This is a genomic window from Pseudomonas sp. B21128 (assembly GCF_044218865.1).
GTDB lineage: Bacteria > Pseudomonadota > Gammaproteobacteria > Pseudomonadales > Pseudomonadaceae > Aquipseudomonas > Aquipseudomonas iridis.
In genome coordinates, this window is sequence record NZ_CP162590.1 from 173935 (window position 1) to 200511 (window position 26577).

31 protein-coding genes are annotated in these 26577 nt (G+C 59.1%); 14 read left to right on the forward strand and 17 right to left on the reverse strand.

Annotated elements, in window-relative coordinates; translation table 11 throughout:
• Nucleotides 1–115: 115 nt before the first annotated feature.
• Nucleotides 116–874 carry a Nif3-like dinuclear metal center hexameric protein gene (locus AB4P91_RS00810; protein WP_395604117.1) on the reverse strand — a complete coding sequence of 253 codons (759 nt, stop codon included), beginning with the start codon at nt 872–874 and terminating at the stop codon, nt 116–118.
• Nucleotides 875–977: 103 nt separating this feature from the next.
• Here AB4P91_RS00810 and algW point away from each other — a divergent pair, with 103 nt between their 5' ends.
• The 3 genes from algW (at nt 978) to AB4P91_RS00825 (ending at nt 5072) form a co-directional block, all read left to right on the forward strand.
• The gene (gene algW / locus AB4P91_RS00815; protein ID WP_150595031.1) at nt 978–2135 is read left to right on the forward strand and encodes a Do family serine endopeptidase AlgW; all 1158 of its coding nucleotides are present in this window, start codon (nt 978–980) and stop codon (nt 2133–2135) included.
• Nucleotides 2136–2222: 87 nt separating this feature from the next.
• Nucleotides 2223–4340, forward strand: coding sequence for a TonB-dependent siderophore receptor (locus tag AB4P91_RS00820; protein ID WP_395604118.1), 2118 nt, complete (start codon nt 2223–2225; stop codon nt 4338–4340).
• Between the two features lie 12 nt (nt 4341–4352).
• Nucleotides 4353–5072 carry a DUF4198 domain-containing protein gene (locus AB4P91_RS00825; RefSeq protein ID WP_395604119.1) on the forward strand — a complete coding sequence of 240 codons (720 nt, stop codon included), beginning with the start codon at nt 4353–4355 and terminating at the stop codon, nt 5070–5072.
• 206 nt (nt 5073–5278) lie between these two features.
• On the opposite strand, the gene hisC is transcribed toward AB4P91_RS00825, so the two are convergent.
• From hisC to AB4P91_RS00875, 10 genes are all read right to left on the reverse strand, one after another.
• Entirely contained in the window at nt 5279–6331 is a 1053-nt protein-coding gene (gene hisC / locus AB4P91_RS00830) for a histidinol-phosphate transaminase (protein WP_395604120.1), read from the reverse strand.
• A 2-nt stretch (nt 6332–6333) separates the two neighbouring features.
• Nucleotides 6334–7659, reverse strand: a complete 1326-nt coding sequence (hisD, locus tag AB4P91_RS00835; protein ID WP_395604121.1) for a histidinol dehydrogenase — start codon at nt 7657–7659, stop codon at nt 6334–6336.
• A 124-nt stretch (nt 7660–7783) separates the two neighbouring features.
• Nucleotides 7784–8419: an ATP phosphoribosyltransferase gene (gene hisG, locus AB4P91_RS00840; RefSeq protein WP_053117119.1), complete on the reverse strand. Its 636-nt coding sequence runs from the start codon at nt 8417–8419 to the stop codon at nt 7784–7786.
• A gap of 134 nt (nt 8420–8553) precedes the next feature.
• Nucleotides 8554–9819 (reverse strand): UDP-N-acetylglucosamine 1-carboxyvinyltransferase, encoded by a 1266-nt coding sequence (murA, locus tag AB4P91_RS00845; RefSeq protein ID WP_150595035.1) that lies wholly within the window; start codon nt 9817–9819, stop codon nt 8554–8556.
• A 22-nt stretch (nt 9820–9841) separates the two neighbouring features.
• Nucleotides 9842–10081: a BolA family protein gene (locus AB4P91_RS00850; RefSeq protein ID WP_007912386.1), complete on the reverse strand. Its 240-nt coding sequence runs from the start codon at nt 10079–10081 to the stop codon at nt 9842–9844.
• A 115-nt stretch (nt 10082–10196) separates the two neighbouring features.
• Nucleotides 10197–10502: a lipid asymmetry maintenance protein MlaB gene (locus AB4P91_RS00855; RefSeq protein ID WP_095190865.1), complete on the reverse strand. Its 306-nt coding sequence runs from the start codon at nt 10500–10502 to the stop codon at nt 10197–10199.
• Nucleotides 10499–11152 carry a phospholipid-binding protein MlaC gene (locus AB4P91_RS00860; RefSeq protein ID WP_150595036.1) on the reverse strand — a complete coding sequence of 218 codons (654 nt, stop codon included), beginning with the start codon at nt 11150–11152 and terminating at the stop codon, nt 10499–10501. The genes AB4P91_RS00855 and AB4P91_RS00860 overlap by 4 nt, the downstream gene beginning before the upstream one ends.
• An 11-nt stretch (nt 11153–11163) precedes the next feature.
• Entirely contained in the window at nt 11164–11631 is a 468-nt protein-coding gene (gene mlaD / locus AB4P91_RS00865; RefSeq protein WP_150595037.1) for an outer membrane lipid asymmetry maintenance protein MlaD, read from the reverse strand.
• Nucleotides 11631–12428 carry a lipid asymmetry maintenance ABC transporter permease subunit MlaE gene (gene mlaE / locus AB4P91_RS00870; RefSeq protein WP_042557673.1) on the reverse strand — a complete coding sequence of 266 codons (798 nt, stop codon included), beginning with the start codon at nt 12426–12428 and terminating at the stop codon, nt 11631–11633. The genes mlaD and mlaE overlap by 1 nt, the downstream gene beginning before the upstream one ends.
• Nucleotides 12428–13237 (reverse strand): ATP-binding cassette domain-containing protein, encoded by an 810-nt coding sequence (locus AB4P91_RS00875; RefSeq protein WP_395604122.1) that lies wholly within the window; start codon nt 13235–13237, stop codon nt 12428–12430. Before AB4P91_RS00875 ends, mlaE begins: the two co-directional genes overlap by 1 nt.
• Before the next feature lie 275 nt (nt 13238–13512).
• Here AB4P91_RS00875 and AB4P91_RS00880 point away from each other — a divergent pair, with 275 nt between their 5' ends.
• The 10 genes from AB4P91_RS00880 (at nt 13513) to AB4P91_RS00925 (ending at nt 20540) form a co-directional block, all read left to right on the forward strand.
• Nucleotides 13513–14487, forward strand: coding sequence for a KpsF/GutQ family sugar-phosphate isomerase (locus AB4P91_RS00880; RefSeq protein WP_047299779.1), 975 nt, complete (start codon nt 13513–13515; stop codon nt 14485–14487).
• On the forward strand, nt 14488–15012 hold the full coding sequence (locus AB4P91_RS00885) for an HAD family hydrolase (protein ID WP_150595039.1): 525 nt from the start codon (nt 14488–14490) through the stop codon (nt 15010–15012). It begins immediately after the preceding gene.
• 8 nt (nt 15013–15020) lie between these two features.
• Nucleotides 15021–15593 (forward strand): LPS export ABC transporter periplasmic protein LptC, encoded by a 573-nt coding sequence (gene lptC, locus AB4P91_RS00890; RefSeq protein ID WP_150595040.1) that lies wholly within the window; start codon nt 15021–15023, stop codon nt 15591–15593.
• A complete protein-coding gene (lptA, locus tag AB4P91_RS00895; protein WP_150595041.1) occupies nt 15580–16125 on the forward strand; it encodes a lipopolysaccharide transport periplasmic protein LptA in 546 nt (181 codons plus the stop codon). The genes lptC and lptA overlap by 14 nt, the downstream gene beginning before the upstream one ends.
• Nucleotides 16125–16850: an LPS export ABC transporter ATP-binding protein gene (gene lptB / locus AB4P91_RS00900; protein ID WP_007953572.1), complete on the forward strand. Its 726-nt coding sequence runs from the start codon at nt 16125–16127 to the stop codon at nt 16848–16850. The genes lptA and lptB overlap by 1 nt, the downstream gene beginning before the upstream one ends.
• Before the next feature lie 187 nt (nt 16851–17037).
• Nucleotides 17038–18531 (forward strand): RNA polymerase factor sigma-54, encoded by a 1494-nt coding sequence (locus AB4P91_RS00905; RefSeq protein WP_395604123.1) that lies wholly within the window; start codon nt 17038–17040, stop codon nt 18529–18531.
• A 73-nt stretch (nt 18532–18604) separates the two neighbouring features.
• Nucleotides 18605–18913 carry a ribosome hibernation-promoting factor, HPF/YfiA family gene (gene hpf / locus AB4P91_RS00910; RefSeq protein WP_047299778.1) on the forward strand — a complete coding sequence of 103 codons (309 nt, stop codon included), beginning with the start codon at nt 18605–18607 and terminating at the stop codon, nt 18911–18913.
• A gap of 11 nt (nt 18914–18924) precedes the next feature.
• Nucleotides 18925–19389, forward strand: a complete 465-nt coding sequence (gene ptsN / locus AB4P91_RS00915) for a PTS IIA-like nitrogen regulatory protein PtsN (protein WP_042557664.1) — start codon at nt 18925–18927, stop codon at nt 19387–19389.
• A 2-nt stretch (nt 19390–19391) separates the two neighbouring features.
• Nucleotides 19392–20249: an RNase adapter RapZ gene (rapZ, locus tag AB4P91_RS00920; protein ID WP_042557663.1), complete on the forward strand. Its 858-nt coding sequence runs from the start codon at nt 19392–19394 to the stop codon at nt 20247–20249.
• 15 nt (nt 20250–20264) lie between these two features.
• On the forward strand, nt 20265–20540 hold the full coding sequence (locus AB4P91_RS00925) for an HPr family phosphocarrier protein (protein WP_008085079.1): 276 nt from the start codon (nt 20265–20267) through the stop codon (nt 20538–20540).
• 35 nt (nt 20541–20575) lie between these two features.
• Here the strand turns inward: AB4P91_RS00925 and AB4P91_RS00930 are convergent, their stop codons facing one another.
• The 6 genes from AB4P91_RS00930 to pmbA form a co-directional block, all read right to left on the reverse strand.
• A complete protein-coding gene (locus tag AB4P91_RS00930) occupies nt 20576–21469 on the reverse strand; it encodes a ZIP family metal transporter (protein ID WP_395604124.1) in 894 nt (297 codons plus the stop codon).
• A gap of 30 nt (nt 21470–21499) precedes the next feature.
• Nucleotides 21500–22111: a superoxide dismutase gene (locus AB4P91_RS00935; RefSeq protein WP_150595043.1), complete on the reverse strand. Its 612-nt coding sequence runs from the start codon at nt 22109–22111 to the stop codon at nt 21500–21502.
• A 1-nt stretch (nt 22112) separates the two neighbouring features.
• Nucleotides 22113–22553 carry a hypothetical protein gene (locus tag AB4P91_RS00940; RefSeq protein ID WP_395604125.1) on the reverse strand — a complete coding sequence of 147 codons (441 nt, stop codon included), beginning with the start codon at nt 22551–22553 and terminating at the stop codon, nt 22113–22115.
• Nucleotides 22554–22580: 27 nt separating this feature from the next.
• The gene (locus tag AB4P91_RS00945; RefSeq protein ID WP_395604126.1) at nt 22581–23963 is read right to left on the reverse strand and encodes a class II fumarate hydratase; all 1383 of its coding nucleotides are present in this window, start codon (nt 23961–23963) and stop codon (nt 22581–22583) included.
• The gene (locus AB4P91_RS00950; protein ID WP_395604127.1) at nt 23950–24351 is read right to left on the reverse strand and encodes a FagA protein; all 402 of its coding nucleotides are present in this window, start codon (nt 24349–24351) and stop codon (nt 23950–23952) included. Before AB4P91_RS00950 ends, AB4P91_RS00945 begins: the two co-directional genes overlap by 14 nt.
• A gap of 228 nt (nt 24352–24579) precedes the next feature.
• Nucleotides 24580–25926, reverse strand: coding sequence for a metalloprotease PmbA (pmbA, locus tag AB4P91_RS00955; protein WP_150595047.1), 1347 nt, complete (start codon nt 25924–25926; stop codon nt 24580–24582).
• 108 nt (nt 25927–26034) lie between these two features.
• On the opposite strand from pmbA, the gene yjgA reads away from it, so the two are divergent.
• The gene (gene yjgA, locus AB4P91_RS00960) at nt 26035–26559 is read left to right on the forward strand and encodes a ribosome biogenesis factor YjgA (RefSeq protein WP_042557656.1); all 525 of its coding nucleotides are present in this window, start codon (nt 26035–26037) and stop codon (nt 26557–26559) included.
• The last annotated feature ends 18 nt before the right edge of the window (nt 26560–26577 follow it).

Below are 26577 nucleotides of genomic sequence, written 5' to 3' on the forward strand. Positions count from 1 at the left end.
TTCGAGCGGGGAATCCTAGCACAGCGACCTCTTCTAATCAGGACGCCAACTAGAACGAAAGGACATATGAATATGCCCACTCGTTTGGGCAGCTCCTACAGAGGTGGAGGTGTCGTCAAACGGGATTCGGGCAGTCGATGAAGATGTGCTCGAGGGCGAAGCGTTTTGCCAGATAGTCCCCGAGAGCCTGCACGCCGTAACGCTCGGTGGCATGGTGGCCGGCGGCGATAAAGCTGATGTCGTTTTCACGAGCACTGTGGAATGTCTGCTCGGAAGCTTCACCGCTGAGAAACAGATCGACACCTGCCGCCACGCCGTGATCGATGTAGCCCTGACCACCGCCAGTGCACCAGCCCACCCGACGGATCATCCCGCTGCCTTCAACCAGCAGCGGTTCACGGCCCGTCACTTCCTGGACCTTGCGGGCGAAATCGCGCGGGGTCATTTGCTCGTTCAGTGAGCCGACAAGCCCGACTATTTTCAGATTGTCCGGATCCAGCGGCCCTTCAACAGTGATGTCCAGCTGACGCGCCAGCTGTACGTTGTTGCCGACATCCGGGTGCAGATCCAGCGGCAAGTGATAGGCGAGCAGGCTGATGTCGTGCTTGAGCAACGTCTTCAAACGACGCTGCTTCATGCCCGTCACGCAGGGATTTTCGCCCTTCCAGAAGTAACCGTGGTGCACCAGCACCAGATCGGCCTCGGCCTCGACGGCGGCATCGAGCAACGCCTGGCTCGCCGTGACGCCGCTGACGATGCGCATCACTTGCGGACGGCCTTCGACCTGCAAACCGTTGGGGCAATAATCGGCAATTTTTGCACTGGTCAGGTATCGGTCGGCTTCTTCGACGAGGGTGCTGAGGGCAACGGCCATGAAAGACTCCTAAATATCCCGTTCAGAGGCACGCGCGGCCTCGTATAATGCGCGACATTATGGGCGGTCTGACTTCGCCTGCAACTTTTCCAGGACGTGCTTAATGTTCAAGGCGCTGCGTTTTTTTGGCTGGCCATTGTTGGCCGGTGTGCTTATCGCTCTGTTGATTATTCAGCGATACCCGCAGTGGGTCGGGCTGCCTAGCCTCGACGTCAACCTGCAACAGGCGCCGCAGACCACCCTCGTGCAGCAGGGGCCGGTCTCCTATGCGGATGCGGTGACGATCGCCGCGCCGTCGGTGGTTAACCTGTACACCACCAAAGTCATCAACAAGCCGACGCATCCTTTATTCGAGGATCCACAGTTCCGCCGTTTCTTTGGTGACAACTCGCCGAAGCAGAAGCGCATGGAGTCGAGCCTCGGTTCCGGCGTGATCATGAGCCCGGAAGGCTACATCCTGACCAACAACCACGTCACCAGCGGCGCCGACCAGATCGTCGTAGCACTCAAGGATGGCCGGGAAACCCTGGCCCGAGTGATCGGCAGCGACCCGGAAACCGATCTCGCCGTCCTGAAAATCGACTTGAAAAACCTGCCAGCGATCACTGTCGGCCGTTCCGACAGCATCCGCATCGGCGACGTTGCGCTGGCCATCGGCAACCCCTTCGGCGTCGGCCAGACCGTGACCATGGGCATCATCAGCGCCACCGGGCGGAATCAGTTGGGCCTGAACAACTACGAAGATTTCATCCAGACCGACGCGGCCATCAACCCGGGCAACTCCGGCGGTGCACTGGTGGATGCCAACGGCAACCTCACCGGCATCAACACGGCGATTTTCTCCAAGTCCGGTGGCTCGCAGGGCATCGGTTTTGCCATTCCGGTGAAACTGGCGATGGAAGTGATGAAGTCGATCATTGAGCATGGCCAGGTGATTCGCGGCTGGCTCGGCATCGAAGTGCAGCCCTTGACTCAGGAACTGGCCGAATCGTTTGGCTTGTCCGGGCGTCCGGGCATTGTGGTGGCAGGGATCTTCCGCGACGGCCCGGCGCAGAAGGCCGGCCTGCAGCTGGGCGACGTGATTCTCAGCATTGATGGCGAACCAGCCGGCGATGGTCGTCGCTCGATGAACCAGGTCGCGCGGATCAAACCGACCGACAAGGTCACGATTCAAGTGATGCGTAACGGCAAGGAGATCAAGCTCTCGGCGGAAATAGGTCTGCGTCCACCGCCGGCGCCGGTGAAGGAAAAACAAGAGTAAAAATTTATTCGCGCCAACAGCGCGAATAAAAGACATTCTCAAAAGGCATGTTATATTGTTTCAATTCAACAATTGGAACAACATAACATGTCGTCTCGAACAAAGGCCTCCCTGCTCGGCCTGACTCTCGGTCTACCCCTTGCTTTACTGGGCGATGCGGCCTTTGCCGAAGAGTCGCAACCGCTCGAACTGGACGCGATCAGCGTCACCTCCGATTACGAATCCCCCACCGGCCCAGTCAAGGGCTACCGTGCCACACGCTCATCCAGTGCGACCAAGACCGACACGGCGATCCGCGATATCCCTCAGGCAATCAGCGTGGTGCCAGCCAGTGTGCTCAAGGATCTGGGCAGCACCAGCGTCGAGCGCGCACTGGATTTCGCCGGCGGCGTATCGAAGCAAAACAACTTCGGCGGCCTGACGCTCTACGAATACAGCGTGCGCGGCTTCACCACCTCGGAGTTCTACAAGGACGGTTTCAGCGCCAATCGAGGCTATCCGAGCACACCGGACGCAGCCAATATCGAGCGCATCGAAGTGCTCAAAGGTCCGGCGGCCAGCCTTTATGGCCGTGGCGACCCGGGTGGCACGGTGAACATCGTCACCAAAAAACCACAGCCCGAAGCCTTTACCACGTTGCAGACCAGCGCTGGCAGTTGGGACCGTTATCGCACGGCGCTTGACGTCAACACGCCGCTCGATGAACAGGGTGACGTGCTCTCGCGGATCAACCTTGCCGTCGAGGACAACCACAGCTTTCGCGATCACGTCGACAGCAAACGCGTATTCGTCGCGCCCTCGATCAGCTGGCAACTGAACCCGGATACATCGCTGTTGGTGGAAAGCGAAATCGTCCGCCACAGCTCGACGTTCGACCGTGGCATCGTCGCACCTGGCAATAAATGGAGCGGTGTTTCACGTTCGACGTTTTTCGGTGAACCCAACGACGGCAACATCGACAATCACAACAACCTGCTTCAAGCGACGCTTGAGCATCACCTTAACGACAGCTGGAAACTGCGCCTGGCCAGCCATTACAAGGAAGGCAAACTCTGGGGCGACGCCTCTGAAAGTCGCCCGTTGAACGCCGATGGCCGCACCGTCAACCGACGTTACCGCGAGCGCGATACCAACTGGCACGACAGCATCACCCAACTGGAATTGCGCGGTTTGTTCGACCTCGGCCCATGGCAGCACGAACTGCTGATCGGCACCGAATACGAGAACTTCCGCAAAAACGAACGCGTCACCACCGTCGCCGGCGGCCCCTACGCCATCGACATTTACAAGCCGATCTACGGCCAGCCGAAACCCAACGGCGCACGCTCGGGCACTGACACTTTCGAACACCTCGAAAGCCATGCGCTGAACCTGCAGGATCAAATCGTCTTTACCGACAAATTGCGCGGGATGATCGGCGCACGCTTCGAACACTTCGAACAAAACATCGATGATCACAGCCGCAACGTCAGCAGCCGCCAGACCCACGATGCTCTCACCCAGCGCGCCGGCCTGCTCTATCAACTGACGCCCAACACCGGCCTGTTCGCCAACGCCTCGACCTCGTTCAAACCAAACAACGGCCTTGATGCGGCCGGCAAATCCTTCGACCCGGAGGAAGGTGTCGGCTACGAAATCGGCATCAAAAACGAACTGTTCGACGAACGTCTGAGCAGCACCCTCGCCTTCTTTCACATCGACAAGGAAAACGTCCTCGCGCTCGACCCGGCCACCGACACCAACCGCGCGATGGGCAAGGCGCGCAGTCGCGGCTTCGATCTGCAGGTGACCGGCCAGGTCACCGATGCCCTGCGGGTGATTGGCGCCTTCGCCTACATCGACGCTGAAGTGACTCAGGGTGACGCCGTGATTCCCACCGGCAGCCGCATCCTCGGTGTCGCCAAACGCAGCGGCAGTCTGCTGGGTGTTTATGAGTTTCAGGACGGACATCTGCGCGGCTCGGACGTTGGCGCAGCGTTCACTTACGTCGGTGATCGCTCGGGCGAATCCGGCAGCGATTTCGAATTGCCGGCCTATCACACCGTCGACCTGCTGGCCCATTACAAGGCCAGCGACAACGTCACTGTCGGCCTGAACCTGAACAATGTTTTCGACGAAAAATACTACGAGCGCTCTTACAGCAATTACTGGGTCAATCCCGGCGAGCCGCGCAATTTCACCGTCAGCCTGTCACTCAATCTGTAAAAGGAAGTCACCATGCAATACGGCAAAACCCTGCTGGTCATCGCCGCGCTGTTCGCTGGACAAGCCTCGGCCCACGGCCTGTGGACCGAACAACGGCGCGGCAACATCGAAGTGATCTACGGTCACGGCGCCGAAGACAACGCCTTCAAGGCCCAGAAAATCAGTGGTGCGTGGGCCTACGACGCGAGCGGCAAGATGATCCCGGTCAGCGTCGAGCGCCTGCCCGATCACGCCCGCCTCAAGCCGCTGAAAACACCCGCGGTAATGGCCGTGGCGTTGAATAACGGAATGTGGTCGCAAACCGCTGACAAGAAATGGATCAATGAAGGGCGCAGCAAAGTGCCAGGCGCCGTCGAGGCGACGCAGACGTTCAAGTACAGCCTGGCGATCTATCAACCGGGGGCGAAGTTGCCCAAGCTGGATCAGATCAAGTTGCTGATTCTGCCGGAAGTTGATCCGCTGACGGTCGGGCCGGGCAAGTCATTACCGGTGCGCGTGTTGCTGGATGGCAAACCGGCGGCGGGCGTCAAATTGATCGGCGATTACCGCAGCGCACCCAATACCCTGAGTACCGAGACCGACAAGGACGGCCGTGCGCAGGTGCTGGTGCGAAATGAGGGGTTGAATGTGATTGCGGCACAGGTTGAGGTGCCGGTGAAGGACAGTGCTGACGTGAACAGTCGCGGGTTGTTCAGTTCACTGACGTTTTTGGGTGAGCCCCATCACGAATAAAAGCCCCCTCATCGCAAACGCCGCCCGCCCAGCCCTCTCCCGAAGGGAGAGGGCGCCGACCGAGGTGTATGGCGTCATTCATCGACCTGAAAAACCGAATGGATTATGGATTCGGTAAAGCAGGATCAGGTCGACGTAACGTTAAAGCATCCCCCAATCAGTCCCCTCTCCCTCCGGGAGAGGGTTAGGGTGAGGGGCTTTTGCTTTCAGAGATCACCCAGCCCATCGATCAACGCCTGATTCTGCTCCGGCGTACCAATCGAGATACGCAGGAACTGCGCAATCCGCTCTTGCTTGAAGTGCCGCACAATCACGCCCTGCTCGCGCAACTTCGCCGCCAGCCCTGCCGCATCATGTTGCGGGTGACGGGCAAAAATGAAATTCGCCGCCGACGGCAACACCTCAAACCCCTTGCCCTGCAATTGCGCGACAACCCACTCGCGGCTTTCGATGACCAAACGGCAAGTCTTGTCGAAATACTCACGATCCTCGAATGCCGCCGCCGCGCCGACGTTCGCCAGGCGATCCAGCGGATAAGAGTTAAAGCTGTTCTTGATGCGCTCAAGCGCCTCGATCAGATCCGGATGCCCCACCGCCAAGCCAACCCGCAGGCCTGCCAGAGATCGGGATTTGGACAGGGTCTGCGTCACCAGCAGGTTCGGATAACGATGCACCAGGCTGATCGCCGTTTCGCCACCGAAGTCGATGTACGCCTCATCCACCACGACTACCGAATTCGGGCTGGCGATCAGGATCCGCTCAACGGCATCCAACGCCAACAGGCAGCCCGTCGGGGCGTTCGGGTTAGGGAAAATGATCCCGCCGTTTGGCTTGGCGTAATCCGCCGGGTTGATCTGGAACTGCGCATCCAGCGGCACCGCGTCGAACTTGATGCCGTACAAACCGCAATACACCGGATAAAAGCTGTAGCTGATGTCCGGGAACAGAATCGGCTGATCGTGTTGCAGCAAGCCGTGGAAAATGTGCGCGAGCACTTCGTCCGACCCGTTGCCGAGGAACACCTGATTGGTCTGCACGCCGTAATAAGTGGCGACGGCGTTTTTCAGCAAATCGCTGTTCGGGTCCGGGTACAGGCGCAGGTTGTCGTTGAGTTCGGTCTGCATTGACGCCAAGGCTCTTGGCGACGGGCCGTACGGGTTTTCGTTGGTATTGAGCTTGACCAGTCTGGTCAGCTTCGGCTGTTCGCCTGGCACATAAGGCACCAGATCCTTGACGAACGGGCTCCAGAATTTACTCATGTTCAGTTCCCCTTCGATTCGTCTTTGATGCGATATTCGGCGCTACGTGCGTGAGCGCTGAGCGATTCACCACGGGCCAGGACCGAAGCAGTTTTGCCCAGTTCGGACGCACCGGCCTCGGAGCAGAAAATGATCGAGGAACGTTTCTGGAAGTCGTACACACCCAGTGGCGAAGAGAAACGTGCGGTGCCGGAGGTCGGCAGCACGTGGTTCGGACCTGCGCAGTAATCACCCAGCGCTTCGGAGGTGTGGCGGCCCATGAAGATCGCACCGGCGTGGCGAATCTGCGGCAACCAGGCCTGTGGGTCAGCGACCGACAGTTCAAGGTGTTCTGGCGCAATGCGATTGGCGACTTCGATGGCCTGGGCCATGTCACCCACGTGAATCAGCGCACCGCGGCCATTGATCGAGGTTTCGATGATGGCTGCGCGATCCATGGTCGGCAGCAGCTTGTCGATGCTCGCGGCGACCTTGTCGAGGAACTCGGCGTCGGGGCTGACCAGAATCGCTTGCGCGTCTTCGTCGTGCTCGGCCTGGGAGAACAGGTCCATGGCGATCCAGTCCGGGTCGGTCTGACCATCGCACACCACGAGGATTTCCGATGGGCCGGCGATCATGTCGATGCCGACCTGGCCGAACACGTGGCGCTTGGCGGTGGCGACATAGATGTTGCCAGGGCCGACGACCTTGTCCACTTTCGGCACGCTTTCGGTGCCATAGGCCAGCGCGGCAACGGCTTGTGCGCCGCCGATGGTGAACACGCGGTCAACGCCGGCAATGCACGCGGCAGCCAGCACCAACTCGTTGATTTCACCGCGCGGGGTCGGCACGACCATGACCACTTCGGTCACGCCGGCAACCTTGGCCGGAATCGCGTTCATCAGCACCGACGACGGGTACGACGCCTTGCCGCCCGGCACGTAAAGACCGGCGCGATCCAGCGGCGTGACCTTCTGGCCCAGCACCGTGCCGTCGGCCTCGGTGTAACTCCAGGAATCCTGTTTCTGTTTTTCGTGGTAGCTGCGCACACGGGCCGCGGCTTTTTCCAGCGCTTCACGTTGCGCTACGGTGATGCGGGTCAGGGCCAGTTCCAGGCGTTCGCGCGGCAGGATCAGATCAGCCATCGACGCGACGTCGAGACCGTCGAACTTCTTGGTGAACTCGACCAGCGCCGCGTCGCCACGCTCGCGCACAGCTTTGATGATGTCCAGCACGCGCTGATTGACCGAGTCGTCAGACACACTTTCCCAGCTCAGCAGATGATCCAGATGATGCGCGAAATCCGGGTCAGCAGCGTTGAGTCGGCGAATTGCAGTCGGTGCGGTCATAGCGAGAGCCTCATAGGATTGGCGAAAACTCAGGCGCCCGAAACTACCATTCGATCCGCTTGGGCACCTGAGAATTCTGGCTATGAGGCGGATAGACGGCGCGACCTGAGGTCGCGCAAGTAAATCAGCCGCGGTGTCGTGATTCCACTGCGTTGCGCAGGGTATCGATCAACGCCTGGATACGGGCGTGTTGCATTTTCATCGAAGCCTTGTTGACCACCAGGCGCGAGCTGATCGTGGCGATCAGTTCCTGAGGTTCCAGACCGTTGGCGCGCAGGGTGTTGCCGGTGTCGACCACGTCAATGATCTTGTCGGCCAGACCAATCAGCGGTGCCAGTTCCATCGAACCGTACAGCTTGATGATGTCGACCTGGCGGCCCTGCTCGGCGTAATAACGCTTGGCAACGTTGACAAACTTGGTCGCCACACGCAGACGGCCCTTTGGCTCGGGCGCGCCGATCTTGCCGGCGGTCATCAGTTTGCACTGAGCAATCTGCAGGTCCAGTGGCTCATACAAGCCCTGGCCGGTGTATTCCATCAACACGTCTTTACCGGCTACGCCGAGGTCGGCCGCGCCATGCTCGACATAGGTCGGCACGTCGGTGGCGCGCACGATCAGCAGGCGTACGTCTGGCTGCGTCGTGGGGATGATCAGCTTGCGGCTCTTGTCCGGATTCTCGGTCGGCACGATGCCCGCTTCAGCGAGAAGCGGCAGGGTGTCGTCAAGGATGCGGCCCTTGGACAGTGCGATGGTCAACATGGGAAACGTCAGTCCTTATCAAGGTACTCATGTCCGGTCGCAATCGGCGCCGGACACACATCGAGGTTTTCACGGATGAAAACCTCGATTCGAAACGAATTCAACGGACACGTCCCTGTGTCCACATGCAGTTATCAGCCCGGAACGCGACGGATCTTGGCGCCCAGCATCTGCAGTTTTTCTTCGATGCACTCGTAACCACGGTCTATGTGGTAGATGCGGTCGATCAGCGTATCGCCTTCGGCAACCAGCGCCGAGATCACCAGGCTGGCCGAAGCACGCAGGTCGGTAGCCATCACTGGCGCGCCCTTGAGCTTGTCGATGCCGGTGACGATGGCCGTATTGCCTTCAACCTGGATATGCGCGCCCATGCGGTGCAGCTCGTAAACGTGCATGAAACGGTTTTCGAAGATCGTCTCGATCACCGCACCAGTGCCTTCGGCAATGGCGTTGAGCGAGATGAACTGCGCCTGCATGTCGGTCGGGAACGCCGGGTACGGCGCAGTGCGCACGTTGACCGCTTTCGGACGCTTGCCGTGCATGTTCAGCTCGATCCAGTCTTCACCGCAGGTGATTTCTGCGCCGGCTTCACGGAGTTTTTCCAGAACGGCTTCGAGGATGGTCGGATCGGTGTCCTTGACCTTGACGCGGCCACCGGTCACGGCAGCAGCGACCAGATAGGTGCCGGTTTCGATACGGTCAGGCATGACTTTGTAGAAAGCCGAACCCAGACGCTCGACGCCATCAATGGTGATGGTGTCGGTGCCGGCACCGGAAACCTTGGCGCCCATGGCGTTCAGGAAGTTCGCCAGGTCAACCACTTCAGGCTCGCGGGCGGCGTTCTGCAACACGCTGCGGCCCTTGGCCAGAGCAGCAGCCATCATGATGTTTTCGGTACCGGTCACACTGACGGTATCGAAGAAGAAGCTTGCACCGCGCAGGCCGCCCTCAGGCGCCTTGGCCTTGATGTAGCCGCCTTCGACGTCGATCACTGCGCCCATGGCCTCGAGGCCACGGATGTGCAGGTCAACCGGGCGCGAACCGATGGCGCAACCGCCAGGCAGTGCGACTTCGGCTTCACCGAAGCGCGCAACCATCGGGCCGAGCACCAGGATCGACGCACGCATGGTTTTCACCAGTTCGTACGGGGCGATCAGGGTCTTGATGGTGCGCGGGTCGATTTCGACGCTGAGCTTCTCGTCGATCACCGGCTCGATGCCCATGCGACCGAACAGTTCGATCATGGTGGTGATGTCGTGCAGGTGCGGCAGGTTAGCCACAGTCACCGGGCCATCGCACAACAAGGTGGCGGCCAGGATCGGCAGGGCAGAGTTCTTTGCCCCGGAAATGCGGATCTCGCCATCAAGACGAGCGCCACCGGTAATAATCAATTTATCCATAAGAATCTCGACGCCCTTAGGCTCAGGTGCGCTCGGCCCAGGCCGCGCTGCTGAAAAATTTCATAGTGACCGCATGGATGCTGCCATCGGTGATCCATGGGTTCAAATGGGCATAGATCTGCTGCTGACGCTTCACCGGGCTCAACGCCGCCAGTTCATCGCTAATCACGTTCAGCTGGAAATTGCAGCCTTCGCCCTCGACTTCTACCAACGTTCCGGGCAGCTTTCCTTCTAGGAAGCTCTTCACTTCTACGGCCTGCATGCTCAACCTCAATCGGCGCCCTGTGCGCACGGGTCGGACATCATACAAAAAAGCCCCGCGCCTGCGAACCCCGCATGGCAGGACTCTGACGGGGGGCTTCTTTAATGATGCGGGTTCAGGATTGCGCCAAGAGTTCGGTCAGTTCACTGACTTGAGCAATTTCGCGCATGTCTTCGGGCATCGCGCGGATGCTGACAGCCTTGCCGGCCGCCTGTGCATCGCGCATGAAACACAGCAGCAACGACAAACCGACGCTGCTGGATTTCTTTACGGCCGAGCAGTCGATGACCAGCGAAGACGCCTTGCTGGACTTGATCAGCGCCTGACCTTCCTTGCGCAGATCAGGCCCGGTGCGGTAATCCAGCACTCCGCTGAGCAAGAGCTCGTCAACATCACTCATACGAACTGCGGCCTCATTCATTGCGCTGGCTTCTCGGCAGCTTTTTCGGTGGTTTCCTTGGCCTTGGCCACTTCACCGGCCCAACCATTGATGGTCGCGTCCAGATCATTGCCATTGCGCTGCATCGCATCAGCGAACTGATCACGGAACAGCTTGCCGATGTTGATGCCGTTGATGATCACGTTGCGCAGTTTCCACTCGCCGTTGATCTTCTCCAGCGTGTACTGCACAGGATAGACCGCACCGCTGCTGCCTTTGACGGTCATGTTGACGCTGGTGCGATTGCCCGACTCATCCTTCGCAGGGTCTACGGTAATGCCCTGATTGTTGTACTCAAGCAAGGCGTTGCCGTAGAACTGGAACAGCCCCTTCTTGAAATTCTCCTGGAAGGTTTGCATCTGCGCTGGCGTGGCCTTGCGCGAATACTTCACCGTCATGATGCTTTTCGAAATGCCCTCGGCATCCACCACCGGCCCGACGATGCTGTTGAGCGCCGCGTAGAAATCGGTCGGGTCCTGCTTGTATTTCTCTTTGTTGGCAGCCAGATCGGCCAGCAACCGGGTGGTGGTGTCCTGAACCAGATCATGGGCCGAAGTCGCAGCCACGGCGTTACCCATCAAAGGCAGGGCCGCCAGTAACACCAACAGGCTGCGTCGCAAGATAGAGATCATTCAAAAGCTCCTCATTTGGCGTCTTTGCTAACGGTATTGAGCAGGAATTTACCGATCAGGTCTTCCAGTACCAGAGACGACTGCGTGTCGTGAATGGTTCCACCATCCTTCAGGGCGGTGTCTTCCCCGCCTACGCTGATACCGATGTACTTCTCGCCCAGCAGACCCGCGGTCAGGATAGACGCAGTGGAGTCAGTCGGCAGATTGTCGACTTTTTTATCCACTTGCAGTGTCACCCGACCGGTAAAGCTGTCGCGATCCAGATCGATTGCCGTGACCTTGCCGATGGTGACACCGGCCATGGTCACTTTGGCTCTGACCGTCAAACCGGCGATATTGTCGAAATACGCATAAAGTTTATAGGTCTCGGTGGTCGAAGTCGGAGACAGCCCGCTGACCCGCAAAGCAAGCAGCAACAGAGCCAGTATCCCTGCCAGCAGGAACAGGCCGACACCGATTTCCAGGGTGCGGTTTTGCATCAGAAATCTCCAAACATCAAAGCGGTCAGAATAAAGTCCAGGCCCAGTACTGCCAGTGAGGCAAACACTACGGTCTTGGTGGTGGCACGACTGATCCCCTCGGAAGTGGGCTCACAGTCATAGCCTTGGAATACGGCGATCCAGGTCACGACGAAGGCGAAAACAATACTTTTGATGACACCGTTGAGCACGTCACTGGTGAAGGTCACACTGTTTTGCATGTTCGACCAGTAAGACCCTTCATACACACCCAGCCAGTCGACAGCGACCCACGAACCGCCCCAGATGCCCACCACGCTGAAAATCATTGCCAGCACCGGCAGGGAAATGAAACCGGCCCACAGACGCGGGGCAATAATGTATTTGAGCGGGTCGACACCGATCATTTCCAGACTGGAAAGCTGTTCGGTGGACTTCATGTTGCCGATTTCCGCGGTCAACGCCGAACCGGCGCGCCCGGCGAACAACAGTGCGGTCACCACAGGGCCGAGCTCACGCAGCAGTGTCAGCGCAACCATCTGCCCTACCGCCTGCTCTGAACCGTAGCTGGACAGGATGCTGAACCCCTGCAAGGCCAGAACCATGCCGATGAAAACCCCGGAGACCACAATGATCACCAGCGACATGACGCCGACCGAATGCAGTTGCTTGACCAGCAGGCCAAATCCGCCGCTGATGCCGCCACGTCCAACCAAAGCATGAAACAGGAACAGCGTCGCCCGACCGAACACCGCAATGGCGTCGATCGCCGCTTCGCCGAACCGGCGCACGCGTTCTATTAATGAAATTCTGCGCATCAGCGCTTCCCCAGAAGATCTGCGCGGTAGTCCGTCGCTGGAAAATGGTACGGCACCGGGCCATCGGGATTACCGGACATGAACTGACGGATACGCGGCTCATCCGAGTTTATCAACTCGTCCGGCGTACCCTGCCCCAGCACCTGACCATCACCCACTACATAGATGTAGTCGGCAATGCTCGCGGTTTCAGCCAGATCGTGGGACACCACGATACTGGTGATGCCCAGCGCATCATTGAGCAAACGGATCAGACGTACCAATACACCCATGGCGATCGGATCCTGACCGACGAACGGCTCGTCGTAAAACAGGATCTGCGGATCCAGCGCAATGGCGCGGGCCAGAGCCACGCGACGCTTCATGCCACCGGACAGTTCATCGGGCATCAGCTCAATGGCACCGCGCAAACCGACCGCCTGCAATTTGAGCAAGACGATGTCGCGGATCATTTCTTCCGGCAACTCGGTATGAACGCGCAGGGGAAAAGCGACGTTCTCGAAGACATCGAGATCGGTGAACAGCGCGCCGCTCTGGAACAGCACACCCATGTGCTTGCGCGCATCGAACAGATCGCTGCGTGACAGCGCAGGCAGGTTCTGGCCGTTGACCCAGACTTCGCCGCTGGCAGGGCGCAACTGAGCCCCCATCAGCCGCAGCAGCGTGGTCTTGCCACACCCGGAAGGTCCCATGATACCGGTGACCTTGCCGCGCGGGATGCAAATATCGACGTTATTGAAAATGCTGCGCGCACCGCGCTTGAAGGAAACTCCCTTCAGCTCGACCGCGTAGGCGTTATCGGCACTCATCTAAACTCCTTGCGATGCAGCCTCTCACTCGGACGCCTGGCTTTGGTGAAAAAGCACGTACGTCCCGGGCAGGCCGAACTGGCGGCGAACTATATCACTGCAAAGGCCAAGCGCCCAACGCTTGTGCCGGCCCGTGTTCAGCGAGATGACAGGTGCGCAGGCGCTTTTGCCGGGTTTTGGTTACACGGGATGACAAAGCATGACGAACTTGCGTGAGGCTTTGCTACATAACCGCTATAATCGCCGCCTTTTCATCGGGCTATACGATTTCTGACATGAGCCAATCCAGCGACCTGATTCAATCGGCACAACGCACCATTCGCCTCGAAGTGGAAGCCGTACAAGGCTTGTTACCCCATATCGACGCCGATTTCGTACGTGCCTGCGAGATGATTCTGGCCAGCAAGGGCCGTGTGGTCGTGGTCGGCATGGGCAAATCAGGGCACGTCGGCAACAAGATCGCCGCGACCCTGGCCAGTACCGGCACCCCGGCCTTTTTCGTTCACCCGGCCGAAGCCAGTCATGGCGATATGGGCATGATCACCCGCGATGACGTGATCCTGGCCCTGTCGAACTCCGGCTCGACCAACGAAATCGTCACCCTGCTGCCGTTGATCAAGCGTCTGGGCATCCAGTTGATCAGTGTCACCGGCAATCCGGCTTCGCCACTGGCCAAAGCCGCCGAAGTGAACCTCAACGTTCACGTCGAGCACGAAGCCTGCCCGCTGAACCTGGCGCCAACCTCATCGACCACCGCAGCGCTGGTCATGGGCGACGCCCTGGCCGTGGCATTGCTGGAAGCGCGTGGATTTACCGCTGAAGACTTCGCCTTCTCCCATCCAGGTGGCGCCCTTGGCCGTCGCCTGTTGCTGAAAGTGGAAAACGTCATGCACGCCGGGCAGGAGTTGCCGCAGGTTCAACGCGGCACGCTGCTCAAGGACGCGCTGATGGAGATGACGCGCAAGGGTCTGGGCATGACCGTCATCCTTGAAGCCGACGGCAAACTTGCCGGGATCTTCACCGACGGCGATTTGCGCCGCACCCTTGATCGCAGCATCGATATTCGCAGTGCGACCATCGACCAGGTGATGACAGCCCACGGCAAGACCGCCCGGCCCGAGATGCTCGCCGCCGAAGCCCTGAAAATCATGGAAGACCACCGAATCAATGCACTGGTAGTGGTCGACGAGGAGGATCGCCCGGTCGGCGCCTTCAACCTCTCCGATCTGCTGCGCGCAGGAGTGATGTAAATGAGCGACGATCTGCTGCAACGCGGCCAAGCCATCAAACTGGCCGTTTTCGACGTCGATGGCGTCCTGACTGACGGGCGCCTGTATTTTCTTGAAGACGGTAGCGAATTCAAGACCTTCAACACCCTCGACGGCCAAGGCATCAAAATGCTCATGAACGCCGGCGTGCAGACCGCCATCATCAGCGGTCGCAAGACACCCGTGGTCGAACGCCGGGCGAAAAACCTCGGCATCCCACACCTGTTTCAGGGACGCGAAGACAAATTGGTGGTTCTGGACGGTCTACTTGAGCAACTGGGCCTAAGCTATGAACAAGTCGCTTATCTGGGCGACGATTTGCCTGACCTGCCGGTGATCCGCCGCGTCGGGCTGGGCATGGCCGTCGCCAACGCTGCTGATTTCGTCCGCGAACACGCCCACGGCGTTACCCGGGCCCGAGGCGGTGAAGGTGCTGCCCGCGAATTCTGCGAATTGATCCTGCGCGCCCAGGGCCGCCTCGATGCGGCCAACGCCGCGTACCTGTGAGCCAAACCATGTTTAGCAAAAAATTTCGTAACTTCCTGCTGTTCGGCTGCATCGCTGCGCTATTTGCAGCCGTCGGCTACTGGAACATCAGCCCGGAACGCTTCCTCGACAAGCCTCCGACCACGTCCGTGGAAACCCCTATCGACTGGTATGCGACCAACACGCATACCGTGCAATACCTGCCGGATGGCAAAGTGCAGTATGAAATGACGTCCGACAAGGCCGAACACGTCAAGGCGACCGATGTCACGCTGGTTACCAAGCCTGACCTGAACATGTACCGCGGAACGGATTTCCCGTGGCACGTGACCAGTGAACGTGGCGAAGTGAATTCGGGCGGCACTGAAGTCGAATTGATCGATTCGGTACGCATCAAGCGTACCGACGAAAAGAACCGCGACACGCTGATCACTTCCACTCGCATGACAGTGTTCCCGCAGCGGGAATATGCGCAGACCGAGCAACCCGTTAGAATCGAGGGCGCTGGCGGTGTATCGACTGGCGTAGGAATGAAAGCGTACCTGAAGGAAAGCAGGATACACCTGCAATCGAACGTAAGAGGACAGTATGAGGCTCGTTAAAACCCTCCCTATTTTGCTCAGTCTGGGCGCAGCACTGGGAAGCGTGAGCGCCTGGGCTCTGCCGAACGATCAAGAGCAGCCAATCCGCATTCAGGCCGACGATGCCCAGCTGGACGACAAGAACGGCGTAGCCACCTATAAAGGTGACGTGATCATCACTCAGGGCTCGATGATCGTCAAAGGCAACACCGTGACCATCACCCGCACCTCGACCGGTGATATCGACGTTGTGACGTCGGTCGGCAACCTCGCCTACTTCGAACAACTGCAGACTGCCGGCGATACCAAGCCCGTTCAGGGCTGGGGCGTGACGATTCAGTATCACGCCGCGCAAAATCGCGTCGTACTGATCGACAAGGCCAAGGTTGTCGATAAGGACAGCAACACCACCCAGGGCGAGAAAATCGTCTATGACACCGTGAAGAAACTGGCCAGCGCCGGTCGCGCTACCGGCAGCAAAGTCACCGAAGCGCGTCCGCGCATCGACATGGTGATCCAGCCGAAGAAGAAATCCGAAGAGAAAAACCAGTAATGGCAACTCTGAAAGCTCAGCACCTGGCCAAGGCCTATAAAAGCCGCCAGGTCGTGCGGGACGTCAGCCTGTCGATCGACAGCGGTCAGATCGTTGGCCTGCTCGGTCCCAATGGTGCCGGCAAGACCACCTGCTTCTACATGATCGTCGGGCTGGTTCAGGCTGATCAGGGCCGTGTGCTGATCGATGATCTGGACGTCAGCCACCAGCCAATGCACGGTCGTGCAAAGGCCGGTATCGGCTATCTGCCGCAAGAAGCGTCGATCTTCCGCAAACTGTCGGTCGCCGACAACATCATGGCCATCCTCGAGACCCGCCAGGAACTCGACAAGGCCGGTCGTCGCAAGGAGCTGGAAAGCCTGCTGCAGGAGTTCCACATCAGCCACATCCGCGACAACCTCGGCATGAGCCTGTCCGGTGGTGAACGCCGCCGGGTGGAAATCGCTCGCGCGCTGGCGACTGCGCCGAAATTCATCCTGCTCGACGAACCGTTCGCCGGTGTCGATCCGATTTCGGTCGGCGACATCAAGCAAATCATCCACCACCTCAAAGCCAAGGGCATCGGTGTTCTGATCACCGACCACAACGTGCGTGAGACGCTGGATATCTGCGAAACCGCATACATCGTCAACGACGGTCAACTGATCGCCGAAGGTGACTCCGCTACCATTCTGGCCAATGATCTGGTCAAGGAAGTGTATCTGGGCCACGAGTTCCGCCTGTAAGCGCAAAGGTGCCCGGTGAGCCGCCCGGGCGCTGTATCGATTCAAGCAGAATTTAATACGCTTTAATTGTTACAGCGCTCTAGGCAAACACTTCAGTTTCAGGCATATAATTTGCTTAAGTTTGGCGCTTCGGCGCCCTGTAGTGGATGGCGCATCGCGCCGGCGAATAAGGTGTTAAGCCCCTGCCATGAAACCATCGCTAGTCTTGAGAATGGGCCAGCAGCTGACGATGACACCGCAGCTGCAACAGGCTATCCGTCTGCTCCAATTGTCGACCCTGGACCTGCAACAGGAAATTCAGGAGGCTCTGGAATCCAATCCGATGCTCGAACGCCAGGAAGAAGGCGAAGACTTCGACAACACCGATCCCTTGGCTGACAACGCCGAACAGAAGCCCAACACCGATATCCAGGAACCCTCCTATCAGGAAACCGCCCCGACGGTGGATAACCTCGAGGAAGGCGACTGGAGCGAGCGCATCCCCAACGAGCTCCCGGTCGACACCGCCTGGGAAGACGTCTACCAGACCAGCGCCAGCAGCCTGCCGAGCAGCGATGATGACGAGTGGGACTTCACCACGCGCACTTCAGTGGGCGAAAGCCTGCAAAGCCACCTGCTGTGGCAACTGAATCTGGCACCGATGTCCGACACCGATCGACTGATCGCCGTGACCCTGATCGATTGCATCAACAATCAGGGCTACCTGGACGAAACCCTCGAAGAGATTCTCGAAGCGTTCGATCCGGAACTGGACATCGAACTGGACGAGATCGAAGCCGTTCTGCACCGCATCCAGCAATTCGAGCCTGCCGGCATCGGCGCCCGCAATCTCGGCGAATGCCTGCTGCTGCAATTGCGCCAGCTATCGGCCAAGACGCCCTGGCTGGCTGAAGCGAAACGTCTGGTCAGCGACTACATCGACTTGCTCGGCAGCCGCGACTACAGCCAGTTGATGCGCCGCATGAAGCTCAAGGAAGATGAGTTGCGCCAGGTCATCGAGCTGGTGCAGAGCCTCAATCCACGGCCGGGCTCGCAGATCGAATCGACGGAAGCCGAATACGTCGTTCCGGACGTCATTGTGCGCAAGGACAATGAACGCTGGCTGGTCGAGCTGAATCAGGAGTCGGTACCTCGTCTGCGAGTCAACGCCCAGTACGCAGGCTTTGTGCGTCGCGCCGATACCAGTGCCGACAATACCTTCATGCGCAATCAGTTGCAGGAAGCCCGCTGGTTCATCAAGAGCCTGCAAAGCCGCAACGAAACCCTGATGAAAGTGGCCACCCAGATCGTCGAGCATCAGCGCGGCTTTCTTGAATACGGCGACGAAGCCATGAAGCCGCTGGTGCTGCATGACATCGCCGAGGCTGTCGGCATGCACGAGTCGACCATTTCCCGGGTGACCACGCAAAAATTCATGCATACCCCGCGCGGTATTTATGAACTGAAATACTTTTTCTCGAGCCACGTCAGCACCTCCGAGGGCGGCGAATGCTCGTCCACGGCGATCCGCGCGATCATCAAAAAACTGGTTGCCGCGGAAAATCAGAAAAAGCCGTTGAGTGACAGCAAGATCGCTGGTTTACTGGAGGCACAAGGCATTCAGGTGGCTCGCCGCACCGTCGCCAAGTACCGCGAATCCCTCGGGATCGCGCCTTCGAGCGAACGCAAGCGGTTGATGTAAGCCACGTTACAGCGTTCCAGTGGCAGGCTTTTCGGCCTGCCGCTTTATGCACTGGCAACGAAGGAGAAGCTGTATGCAAGTCAACATCAGTGGACACCAACTGGAAGTGACCGAACCTCTGCGCGACTACATCAATGAGAAACTTCAACGATTAGAGCGACATTTCGACAAGATCACCAACGTGCAAGTCACGATGTGCGTCGAAAAGCTGAAGCAGAAAATCGAAGCCACCTTGCATATCCCCGGCAGTGAAGTGGTCGCCAACGCAGAACATACCGATATGTATGCCGCGATCGACGCCTTGACCGACAAGCTGGACAAACAACTCAAAAAGCATAAGGAAAAGACCCAGAGCCTGCTCCAGGGCGCGACCGGTCGATAACCCCCTACCCCATGATCCGACTTGAAAGTATCCTGACCCCCGGCCGTTCCCTCGTGAACGTGCCGGGCGGCAGTAAAAAGAAAGCCCTCGAACAGATTGCCAACCTGATCGCCCGTGAAGTGCCGGATCTGGAGATGCAAGACGTCTTCGAGGCTCTGATTGCCCGTGAAAAACTCGGTTCTACCGGTTTTGGCAACGGCATCGCCATTCCTCACTGTCGCCTCAAGGGTTGCCAGTCGCCGATCAGCGCGCTGATGCACCTTGAAGCCCCTATCGATTTCGACGCCATCGACGGTGCGCCGGTTGACCTGCTGTTTGTACTGCTGGTCCCCGAAGCTGCCACCGACGCGCACCTGGAGTTGCTCCGCCAGATCGCCAGCATGCTGGATCGCAAAGATGTGCGCGATAAATTGCGCAGCGCTTCAAGCAATGAAGCCCTGTACCAGGTTGTTGTGGACGAGCAGAGCGGGCAGTAATCATGCGCCTGATCATCGTCAGTGGCCGTTCCGGCTCAGGTAAAAGTACCGCGCTGAATGTCCTTGAGGACAACGGTTACTATTGCATCGACAATCTGCCGGCAGGCTTGCTGCCGGAACTGGCTGAGCGCGCGCTGATTCACACTGAACTGGCGCAACCGCTGGTCGCGGTGTCGATTGATGCACGCAACCTGCCAAGCCATCTCTCGCGTTTTCCCGAACTGCTTGAAGAAGTGCGCAGCCGACATATCCAGTGCGATGTGCTGTATCTGGATGCCGACGAAGAAACCCTGCTCAAGCGTTTTTCGGAAACCCGTCGGCGCCACCCGCTGAGCAACGCCAATCGTTCGCTGGCCGAGGCGATCCAGGATGAAACCGCCCTGCTGGGGCCTATCGCCGATCTGGCCGATCTGAAGATCAATACCACCAATCTGAACCTTTACCAGTTGCGCGACACCATCAAGCTGCGTCTGCTGAGTCAGCCTGAGCCGGGCACGGCATTTCTGGTTGAGTCATTTGGCTTCAAACGCGGCATGCCGGTGGATGCGGATCTGGTCTTTGACGTGCGCTGCCTGCCCAATCCGTACTGGAAGCCAGAGCTGCGTGCACAGTCGGGGCTCGATGAGCCGGTGGCCGAATACCTGGCAGCGCAGCCCGAGGTTGAGGAAATGTTCCAGGACATTTTCAGCTACCTGCACAAATGGCTACCGCGCTTCGCCGCGAGCAATCGCGCCTACGTTACTGTTGCCATTGGCTGCACCGGCGGGCATCACCGCTCCGTCTACCTGACCGAACGCCTGGGTCAGGCCCTGCAGAAAACTTTGAAGAACGTCCAGGTTCGCCACCGCGACCTCACCTAAAGGATTCACACCGCGATGCCTGCTCTGGAAATCGAAATCATCAACAAACTGGGTTTGCATGCCCGAGCGTCGGCGAAGTTTGTCGGGGTTGCCGGTCAGTATCCCGACTGCACGATCAGAGTAGGCCGCACACCAGAGACAACGGTTGATGGCAAAAGCATCATGGCAATGATGATGCTGGCGGCCGGAAAAGGCACCAAAATCTATCTGAGTACCGAAGGCCATCAGGAACAGGAAGCGCTGGATGCGCTGGTGGCGTTGATCAACAACTACTTCGATGAAGGTGGTTGATCCTGCGTCGAGGGAGCTTGCTCCCTCGCCATCATTCAGCCCAATGCGGTATCCATCACCATCATCAAACAGAACCCGATGAGCAAACCAAGACTGGCCAGCTTGTCATGACCATTGCGTCGCGACTCCGGAATCACTTCGTGGGTCACCACCAGCAACATCGCCCCGGCCGCCAGCGCCAGGCCTAACGGCAACAGCACCTGCGCCAGACTGACCAGCCACGCACACAACAGCGCAAACACCGGTTCGACCAGCCCTGACGCCGCGCCGATCAGGAACGCCTTGACCCGTGACATCCCCGCCCCAGCCAATACCAACGCAATCACCAGTCCTTCCGGTACGTCCTGCAAGGCAATGCCCATGGCCAGACTGTCCGCGTCCGGCATGCCGCCGCCGGCCGATACCCCGACGGCCATTCCCTCAGGGATGTTATGGGCAATGATGGCGAACACGAACAGCCAGATCCGCGGTGGAATCACCGGATGCTCGACGCTACCGACGAGCATTTCCGGTGACGCACCGGACACCTTGCGATCCACCAGATACAGGCCGAACGCACCGAGCATGATGCCGAAGCAGATCAGGCCACTTGCCGCCCACGGTGTCAGACCCAGGCTCTCTGCGGCAGCAATGCCCGGGACAATTAGCGAAAACGCCGTCGCCGCCAGCATCACCCCGGCACCGAAACCCAGTAACGTATCGCTGAGCGCCAAAGGCATGCGCCGAATCACCAACACCGGCACCGCTCCGAGCGCGGTGCCGAGCGCGCAGATGGCGCCACCCTGCAACGCCCGCGACAGCCTCGGTTCCAGATTCAGCCATTCCAGTCCGTGAGCTGCCAGTAAGGTTATGCCTGCCAGCAGCAACAGCGATCCCACGGCGTAACGAAACATACGCCCGCTTCCGACCGCCAGTGTCTCAGTGCCCATAGTCAGCCTTGAATTGTTTTTTTAGGAGACTTAAACCAGTGCAGCCTGGTAGCGCGCAGCCACTTCAGGCCAATTGATCACGTTGTAGAACGCATTGATGTATTCCGGCCGACGGTTCTGGTAGCGCAGGTAGTAGGCGTGTTCCCAAACGTCGAGGCCGAGAATCGGCGTGTTGCCGTTCATCAACGGACTGTCCTGATTACCGCTGCTTTCCACGACCAGTTTTTTCTCCGGGGTCACGCTCAGCCAGGCCCAGCCACTGCCGAACCGGGTCAGCGCAGCTTTGGTGAATGCCTCTTTGAAACTGTCGAGGCCTCCCAGCTGTTCATCGATGGCCTTGGCCAGCGCCCCGTCCGGTTTGCCGCCGCCGTTGGGTACCATGACTTCCCAGAACAGCGAGTGGTTGGCATGGCCGCCGCCCTGATTGATCACCGCCGCGCGAAGTTTTTCCGGCAACTGTTGAACGCTGGCCACCAGTTTTTCCACCGGCCATCCGGCATATTCAGTGCCCTCCACCGCAGCGTTGAGGTTGTTGATGTACGTCTGGTGATGCTTGGTGTAGTGGATTTCCATGGTCTGCGCATCGATGTGCGGCTCCAGGGCATCGTAGGCATAAGGCAAGGCAGGCAAGGTAAAAGCCATTTCAATGGACTCCATGGTGATGGTGGGCTGGTGCGCGGCGCGCATTGCCGGTATCCGGGTGCAACAGACGCTGGGTACGCGGGTATTCGCCGTGGTCGCTGATGAAATTCAGCAGCTCGACGTAAGTTTTGCTGCTCTGGCGCAGCGCCGCTTCACGCAGCGCGAGGCGCTGACGTTCGTCCTGCATCGTCTGCAACAGCCGTTGATGGATTGCGCAAAGGTATTCGGCGCTCTCCTCCGGTTGATTCAGGCGCAGGTGCAGATCCGCCAGGTTGTGGTGGGAGATGACGCAGGCCGCTACCGCTTCGTCGGCATCGGCCCAGCGTTCGAACAGCACTTGCGCCAGGGCCAGCGCCTGCAGATAAGCTTCACGGGCATCGATCAGCTCGCCCAACATGAAGCAGCGATTGGCCCGTTCGATCGTGCGTTTCCAGTGCTCCATGGTGAGCCTCCAAAGCGGTTGCGGGGATTACACGCCGCCAGCGGTGAGTTTCTCGGGGTTGAGCAACTCTTCCAGCTGAATGCGCGACAGGTCGGTGTGCTCCAGCGCGACGTCGATCACCGGGCGACCCTGCTTGTAGGCCTGCTTGGCGATTTCGGCAGCTTTCTGGTAACCGATGATCGGGTTGAGTGCGGTGACCAGAATCGGGTTGCGCGACAGCGCCTCCTTGAGCCGCGACTCGTTGACCTTGAAGCTGGCGATGGCTTTGTCGCCCAACAGGCGACTGGAGTTGGCCAGCAACTCGATGCTGCTCAACAGGTTCTGGGCAATGATTGGCAGCATCACGTTCAGCTCGAAATTGCCCGACTGGCCGGCGATGGTGATCACCGAGTCGTTGCCGATCACTTGGGCGGCGACCATGGCGGTCGCTTCCGGGATCACCGGGTTGACCTTGCCCGGCATGATCGACGACCCCGGTTGCAGGGCTTCGAGCTCGATTTCGCCGAGACCGGCCAAGGGACCGGAGTTCATCCAGCGCAGGTCGTTGGCGATTTTCATCAGCGACACAGCGATGGCCTTAAGCTGCCCAGAGACCGCAACGGCGGTGTCCTGCGAGCCGATCAGCGCGAACAGGTCTTTGCCTTGGGTGAACTGCACATGGGTCAACTGGCTGAGTTGACGACTGAACCGCGCAGCGAATTCCGGATGCGCGTTGATCCCGGTACCGACCGCCGTCCCGCCCTGCGCGAGGGATTGCAGGCTGGGCAGCAAGTCTTGCAAATGACCGATGTTGGCCTTCAGTTGCTGCGCCCAGCCGTTGAGCACCTGGCTCATACGCACCGGCATCGCATCCATCAAATGCGTACGCCCGGTTTTGACGTGGTGATGCACTTGCTCGGCTTTGTGCTCGATGACCTGCATCAGGTGCAACAGCGCCGGCAACAGTTGTTCGTGCAGGGCCAACGCAGCACTGACGTGAATGGTGGTCGGGATGATGTCGTTGCTGCTCTGGCCGCAGTTGACGTGATCGTTGGCATTGACCGGCTCGCCAAGCAGGCGGGTGGCCAAAGTGGCGATCACCTCGTTGGCGTTCATGTTGGAGCTGGTGCCGGAGCCGGTCTGGAAGATATCCACCGGGAAATGCTGCATGAAATCGCCTTCAAGCAAGCCTTGCGCGGCGTCGCTGATGGCTTTGCCCTGAGCGGCGCTGATCTGGTTGAGTTCGACGTTGGCCCGGGCCGCGGCGGCTTTGGCCAGGATCAATGCGCGGATGAATTGCGTTGGCATCGGTTTGCCGCTGATCGGGAAGTTATCCACTGCGCGCTGGGTTTGCGCGCCGTAGAGAGCGTCCACCGGCACCTGCAATTCGCCCATGCTGTCGCGCTCGATACGAGTGTTAGGGTTTGCCATCGGTAAATCCTTGGACTAATTCAATAAGAGGAATCGAGGATTGCAACTCGCAGGTCGCCAGTTGCCAGGTGTAGCGTTGCCAGCGTTTGAGCCGGCATTTGCACAGCGACAGGCGCTCCATTTCACGCAGGGGGCGCCAGGCTTGATCGAGACAGAGGCTGCGCCAGTGCCACGGCAACGCGATGTCGGTGGCCGTATCGAGCAGCAATCGGAAGGAGGTTTCAGCGACGGTCCAGGGCGAGGTCGCCGTGCAACAGGACAGATACCGGCCCTCGGCCAGGTAATGTTCGATCAGGCGCGGTTCGTCAGGATCCATCGCGCATCGGATCTGACGACTCATCCAGCGCCAGCTTTCGAGGTACGGCTGCTCGTGCAAGGCAGAACTCATGATCCACGGCTCATTCGGTAATGAGATTTATTATTAGATGATAATGAGAACCAACACAAGACCTTCCATTGTGCGAGCGAGCTTGCTCGCGAATGCGTCGGATCTGCCGAAATCAATGTGCCTGACACGACGCTTTCGCGAGCAAGCTCGCTCCCACAGGAATCAAGAGCAGTAAAAAGGCGCGCCATCCAATTGGGTGGCGCGCCTTTTTGTGTACCGGATGGAGGCTTAGCTGCCCGCCACCGTCATTCGCTCGATCAACACCGAGCCTGTGCGGATGTTGCTGCGCAGCTCCAGATCATTACCCACGGCAACGATTTGCTTGAACATGTCGCGCATGTTGCCGGCGATGGTCACTTCCTGCACCGCGAACTGAATTTCGCCATTCTCGACCCAAAAACCCGCCGCCCCGCGCGAATAGTCGCCAGTGACCATGTTCAATCCATGGCCCATCAACTCCGTAACCAACAACCCGCGGCCCATGCGCCGCAGCAGTGCCGCCTGGTCTTCGTCGCCATGGGTGACGAACAGGTTGTGCACGCCGCCAGCGTTGGCGGTGCTCGGCATGCCGAGTTTACGGCCGGAGTAAGTACCGAGGATGTACGACACCAACTCGCCTTTCTCGACGAACGGTTTGGCGTAGGTCGCCAGGCCATCACCGTCGTAGGAGGCGCTGCCCATGGCGCGCATCAGGTGAGGACGCTCATCGATGGTCAGCCACTCTGGAAACAGTTTCTGGCCCAGCGTGCCTTCCAGGAAAGACGATTTTCGATACAGGCTGCCACCGGAAACCGCCGAGAGGAAACTGCCGAACAACCCGCCCGCCAGTTCGGCGGAAAACAGCACCGGCACTTCACAGGTCGGCACCGGACGCGCGCCCAAGCGGCTCGCCGCCCGTTGTGCGGCACGTTGACCGATGCTCACCGGATCGGCCAACAACTCGCCCTGACGGCTCACGTCGTACCAGTAATCGCGCTGCATCTGGCCATCGGCCTCGGCGATCATCACGCAACTCAGGCTGTGCCGTGTCGACGCATAGCCACCGATGAAACCGTGGCTGTTGCCATACACGCGGCAGCCCTGGTGGGTGCTGAGTGTGGTGCCGTCGGCGTTTTTGATCCGCGCATCGGCATCGAAAGCGGCCGCTTCACAGAGCAACGCTTTCTCGATGGCCTGTTCCGGGGTGATGTCCCATTCGTGGAACAGGTCGAAATCCTGCTGATCCCTGGCCATCAACGCCGCATCGGCCAAGCCTGAGGCTTCATCCTCAGACGTGTGCTTGGCGATCGCCAGTGCCGCAGCCACCGTCTCGCGAATCGCATCCGGCCCGGTGGCGGAGGTGCTGGCAGAGCCTTTGCGCTGGCCGACATACAAGGTGATGCCAAAGCCCTGATCGCGGTTGAACTCGACTGTTTCGACCTCGCGCTGCCGCACGGATGTCGACAGGCCCTGCTCCAGGGACACCGCGACTTCGCAGGCACTGGCGCCCTGGCGCTTGGCTTCGGCGATGATCTGCTCGACTTGTTCCTGCAGTGCCGGCAATGCCTGCGGGCCGACGCTTTGAACTGCACTCATGCTCATCTCCACTCAAATTCTGCTTTCGGCTGGGGCCATCGAGCGACCGGGCCGGACAAGCGGCCCCCGACTGGTTATCATGGCGGCGTTTCTTTGCGGACTGCCACCATGGTTGATTCTTACGACGACTCCCTCGATACGGGAGAAAAAAGCAAATCTCAGGTCAAACGCGAGCTGCATGCTCTGGTTGACCTTGGCGAGCGCCTTACAACACTCAAGCCTGACTTGGTGGCAAAACTGCCACTGACCGACGCGATGCGCCGTGCCTTGGCCGATGCGCCGAAGCACACCGCGAATATCGCGCGTAAACGGCATTTGCAGTTCATCGGCAAACTGATGCGCGATCAGGACACTGACGCGATCCTCATTTTGCTCGATCAACTCGATGCCTCCACTCGTCAGTACAACGAGCGTTTCCACAATCTCGAACGCTGGCGTGACCGCCTGATCGCCGGTGATGATGCCGTGCTGGAGAAATTCGTCCTGGAGTACCCGGACGCTGATCGCCAGCAACTGCGTTCCCTGATCCGTCAGGCTCAGCATGAGGTTGCGCAAAACAAAGCGCCTGCCTCAAGCCGTAAAATCTTCAAGTACATCCGTGAGCTGGACGAGACTCAACGCGGTCTGCGTTGATATTCGCCACCGGGTGGC

Bases quoted from the DNA above. Each gene is read 5' to 3' on its own strand.
- rapZ (WP_042557663.1), top strand. From the start codon at position 19,392: ATGCGCCTGATCATCGTCAGTGGCCGTTCCGGCTCAGGTAAAAGTACC.
- lptB (WP_007953572.1), top strand. From the start codon at position 16,125: ATGGCAACTCTGAAAGCTCAGCACCTGGCCAAGGCCTATAAAAGCCGC.
- mlaE (WP_042557673.1), bottom strand. From the start codon at position 12,428: ATGCGCAGAATTTCATTAATAGAACGCGTGCGCCGGTTCGGCGAAGCG.
- AB4P91_RS00880 (WP_047299779.1), top strand. From the start codon at position 13,513: ATGAGCCAATCCAGCGACCTGATTCAATCGGCACAACGCACCATTCGC.
- AB4P91_RS00850 (WP_007912386.1), bottom strand. From the start codon at position 10,081: ATGCAGGCCGTAGAAGTGAAGAGCTTCCTAGAAGGAAAGCTGCCCGGA.
- AB4P91_RS00905 (WP_395604123.1), top strand. From the start codon at position 17,038: ATGAAACCATCGCTAGTCTTGAGAATGGGCCAGCAGCTGACGATGACA.
- ptsN (WP_042557664.1), top strand. From the start codon at position 18,925: ATGATCCGACTTGAAAGTATCCTGACCCCCGGCCGTTCCCTCGTGAAC.
- hisD (WP_395604121.1), bottom strand. From the start codon at position 7,659: ATGACCGCACCGACTGCAATTCGCCGACTCAACGCTGCTGACCCGGAT.
- pmbA (WP_150595047.1), bottom strand. From the start codon at position 25,926: ATGAGTGCAGTTCAAAGCGTCGGCCCGCAGGCATTGCCGGCACTGCAG.
- hisG (WP_053117119.1), bottom strand. From the start codon at position 8,419: ATGTTGACCATCGCACTGTCCAAGGGCCGCATCCTTGACGACACCCTG.
- AB4P91_RS00885 (WP_150595039.1), top strand. From the start codon at position 14,488: ATGAGCGACGATCTGCTGCAACGCGGCCAAGCCATCAAACTGGCCGTT.
- murA (WP_150595035.1), bottom strand. From the start codon at position 9,819: ATGGATAAATTGATTATTACCGGTGGCGCTCGTCTTGATGGCGAGATC.
- hisC (WP_395604120.1), bottom strand. From the start codon at position 6,331: ATGAGTAAATTCTGGAGCCCGTTCGTCAAGGATCTGGTGCCTTATGTG.
- mlaD (WP_150595037.1), bottom strand. From the start codon at position 11,631: ATGCAAAACCGCACCCTGGAAATCGGTGTCGGCCTGTTCCTGCTGGCA.
- lptA (WP_150595041.1), top strand. From the start codon at position 15,580: ATGAGGCTCGTTAAAACCCTCCCTATTTTGCTCAGTCTGGGCGCAGCA.
- AB4P91_RS00950 (WP_395604127.1), bottom strand. From the start codon at position 24,351: ATGAGTTCTGCCTTGCACGAGCAGCCGTACCTCGAAAGCTGGCGCTGG.
- AB4P91_RS00860 (WP_150595036.1), bottom strand. From the start codon at position 11,152: ATGATCTCTATCTTGCGACGCAGCCTGTTGGTGTTACTGGCGGCCCTG.
- AB4P91_RS00875 (WP_395604122.1), bottom strand. From the start codon at position 13,237: ATGAGTGCCGATAACGCCTACGCGGTCGAGCTGAAGGGAGTTTCCTTC.
- AB4P91_RS00810 (WP_395604117.1), bottom strand. From the start codon at position 874: ATGGCCGTTGCCCTCAGCACCCTCGTCGAAGAAGCCGACCGATACCTG.
- hpf (WP_047299778.1), top strand. From the start codon at position 18,605: ATGCAAGTCAACATCAGTGGACACCAACTGGAAGTGACCGAACCTCTG.
- AB4P91_RS00925 (WP_008085079.1), top strand. From the start codon at position 20,265: ATGCCTGCTCTGGAAATCGAAATCATCAACAAACTGGGTTTGCATGCC.
- AB4P91_RS00930 (WP_395604124.1), bottom strand. From the start codon at position 21,469: ATGGGCACTGAGACACTGGCGGTCGGAAGCGGGCGTATGTTTCGTTAC.
- AB4P91_RS00825 (WP_395604119.1), top strand. From the start codon at position 4,353: ATGCAATACGGCAAAACCCTGCTGGTCATCGCCGCGCTGTTCGCTGGA.
- AB4P91_RS00935 (WP_150595043.1), bottom strand. From the start codon at position 22,111: ATGGCTTTTACCTTGCCTGCCTTGCCTTATGCCTACGATGCCCTGGAG.
- algW (WP_150595031.1), top strand. From the start codon at position 978: ATGTTCAAGGCGCTGCGTTTTTTTGGCTGGCCATTGTTGGCCGGTGTG.
- AB4P91_RS00855 (WP_095190865.1), bottom strand. From the start codon at position 10,502: ATGAATGAGGCCGCAGTTCGTATGAGTGATGTTGACGAGCTCTTGCTC.
- lptC (WP_150595040.1), top strand. From the start codon at position 15,021: ATGTTTAGCAAAAAATTTCGTAACTTCCTGCTGTTCGGCTGCATCGCT.
- AB4P91_RS00940 (WP_395604125.1), bottom strand. From the start codon at position 22,553: ATGGAGCACTGGAAACGCACGATCGAACGGGCCAATCGCTGCTTCATG.
- AB4P91_RS00820 (WP_395604118.1), top strand. From the start codon at position 2,223: ATGTCGTCTCGAACAAAGGCCTCCCTGCTCGGCCTGACTCTCGGTCTA.
- yjgA (WP_042557656.1), top strand. From the start codon at position 26,035: ATGGTTGATTCTTACGACGACTCCCTCGATACGGGAGAAAAAAGCAAA.
- AB4P91_RS00945 (WP_395604126.1), bottom strand. From the start codon at position 23,963: ATGGCAAACCCTAACACTCGTATCGAGCGCGACAGCATGGGCGAATTG.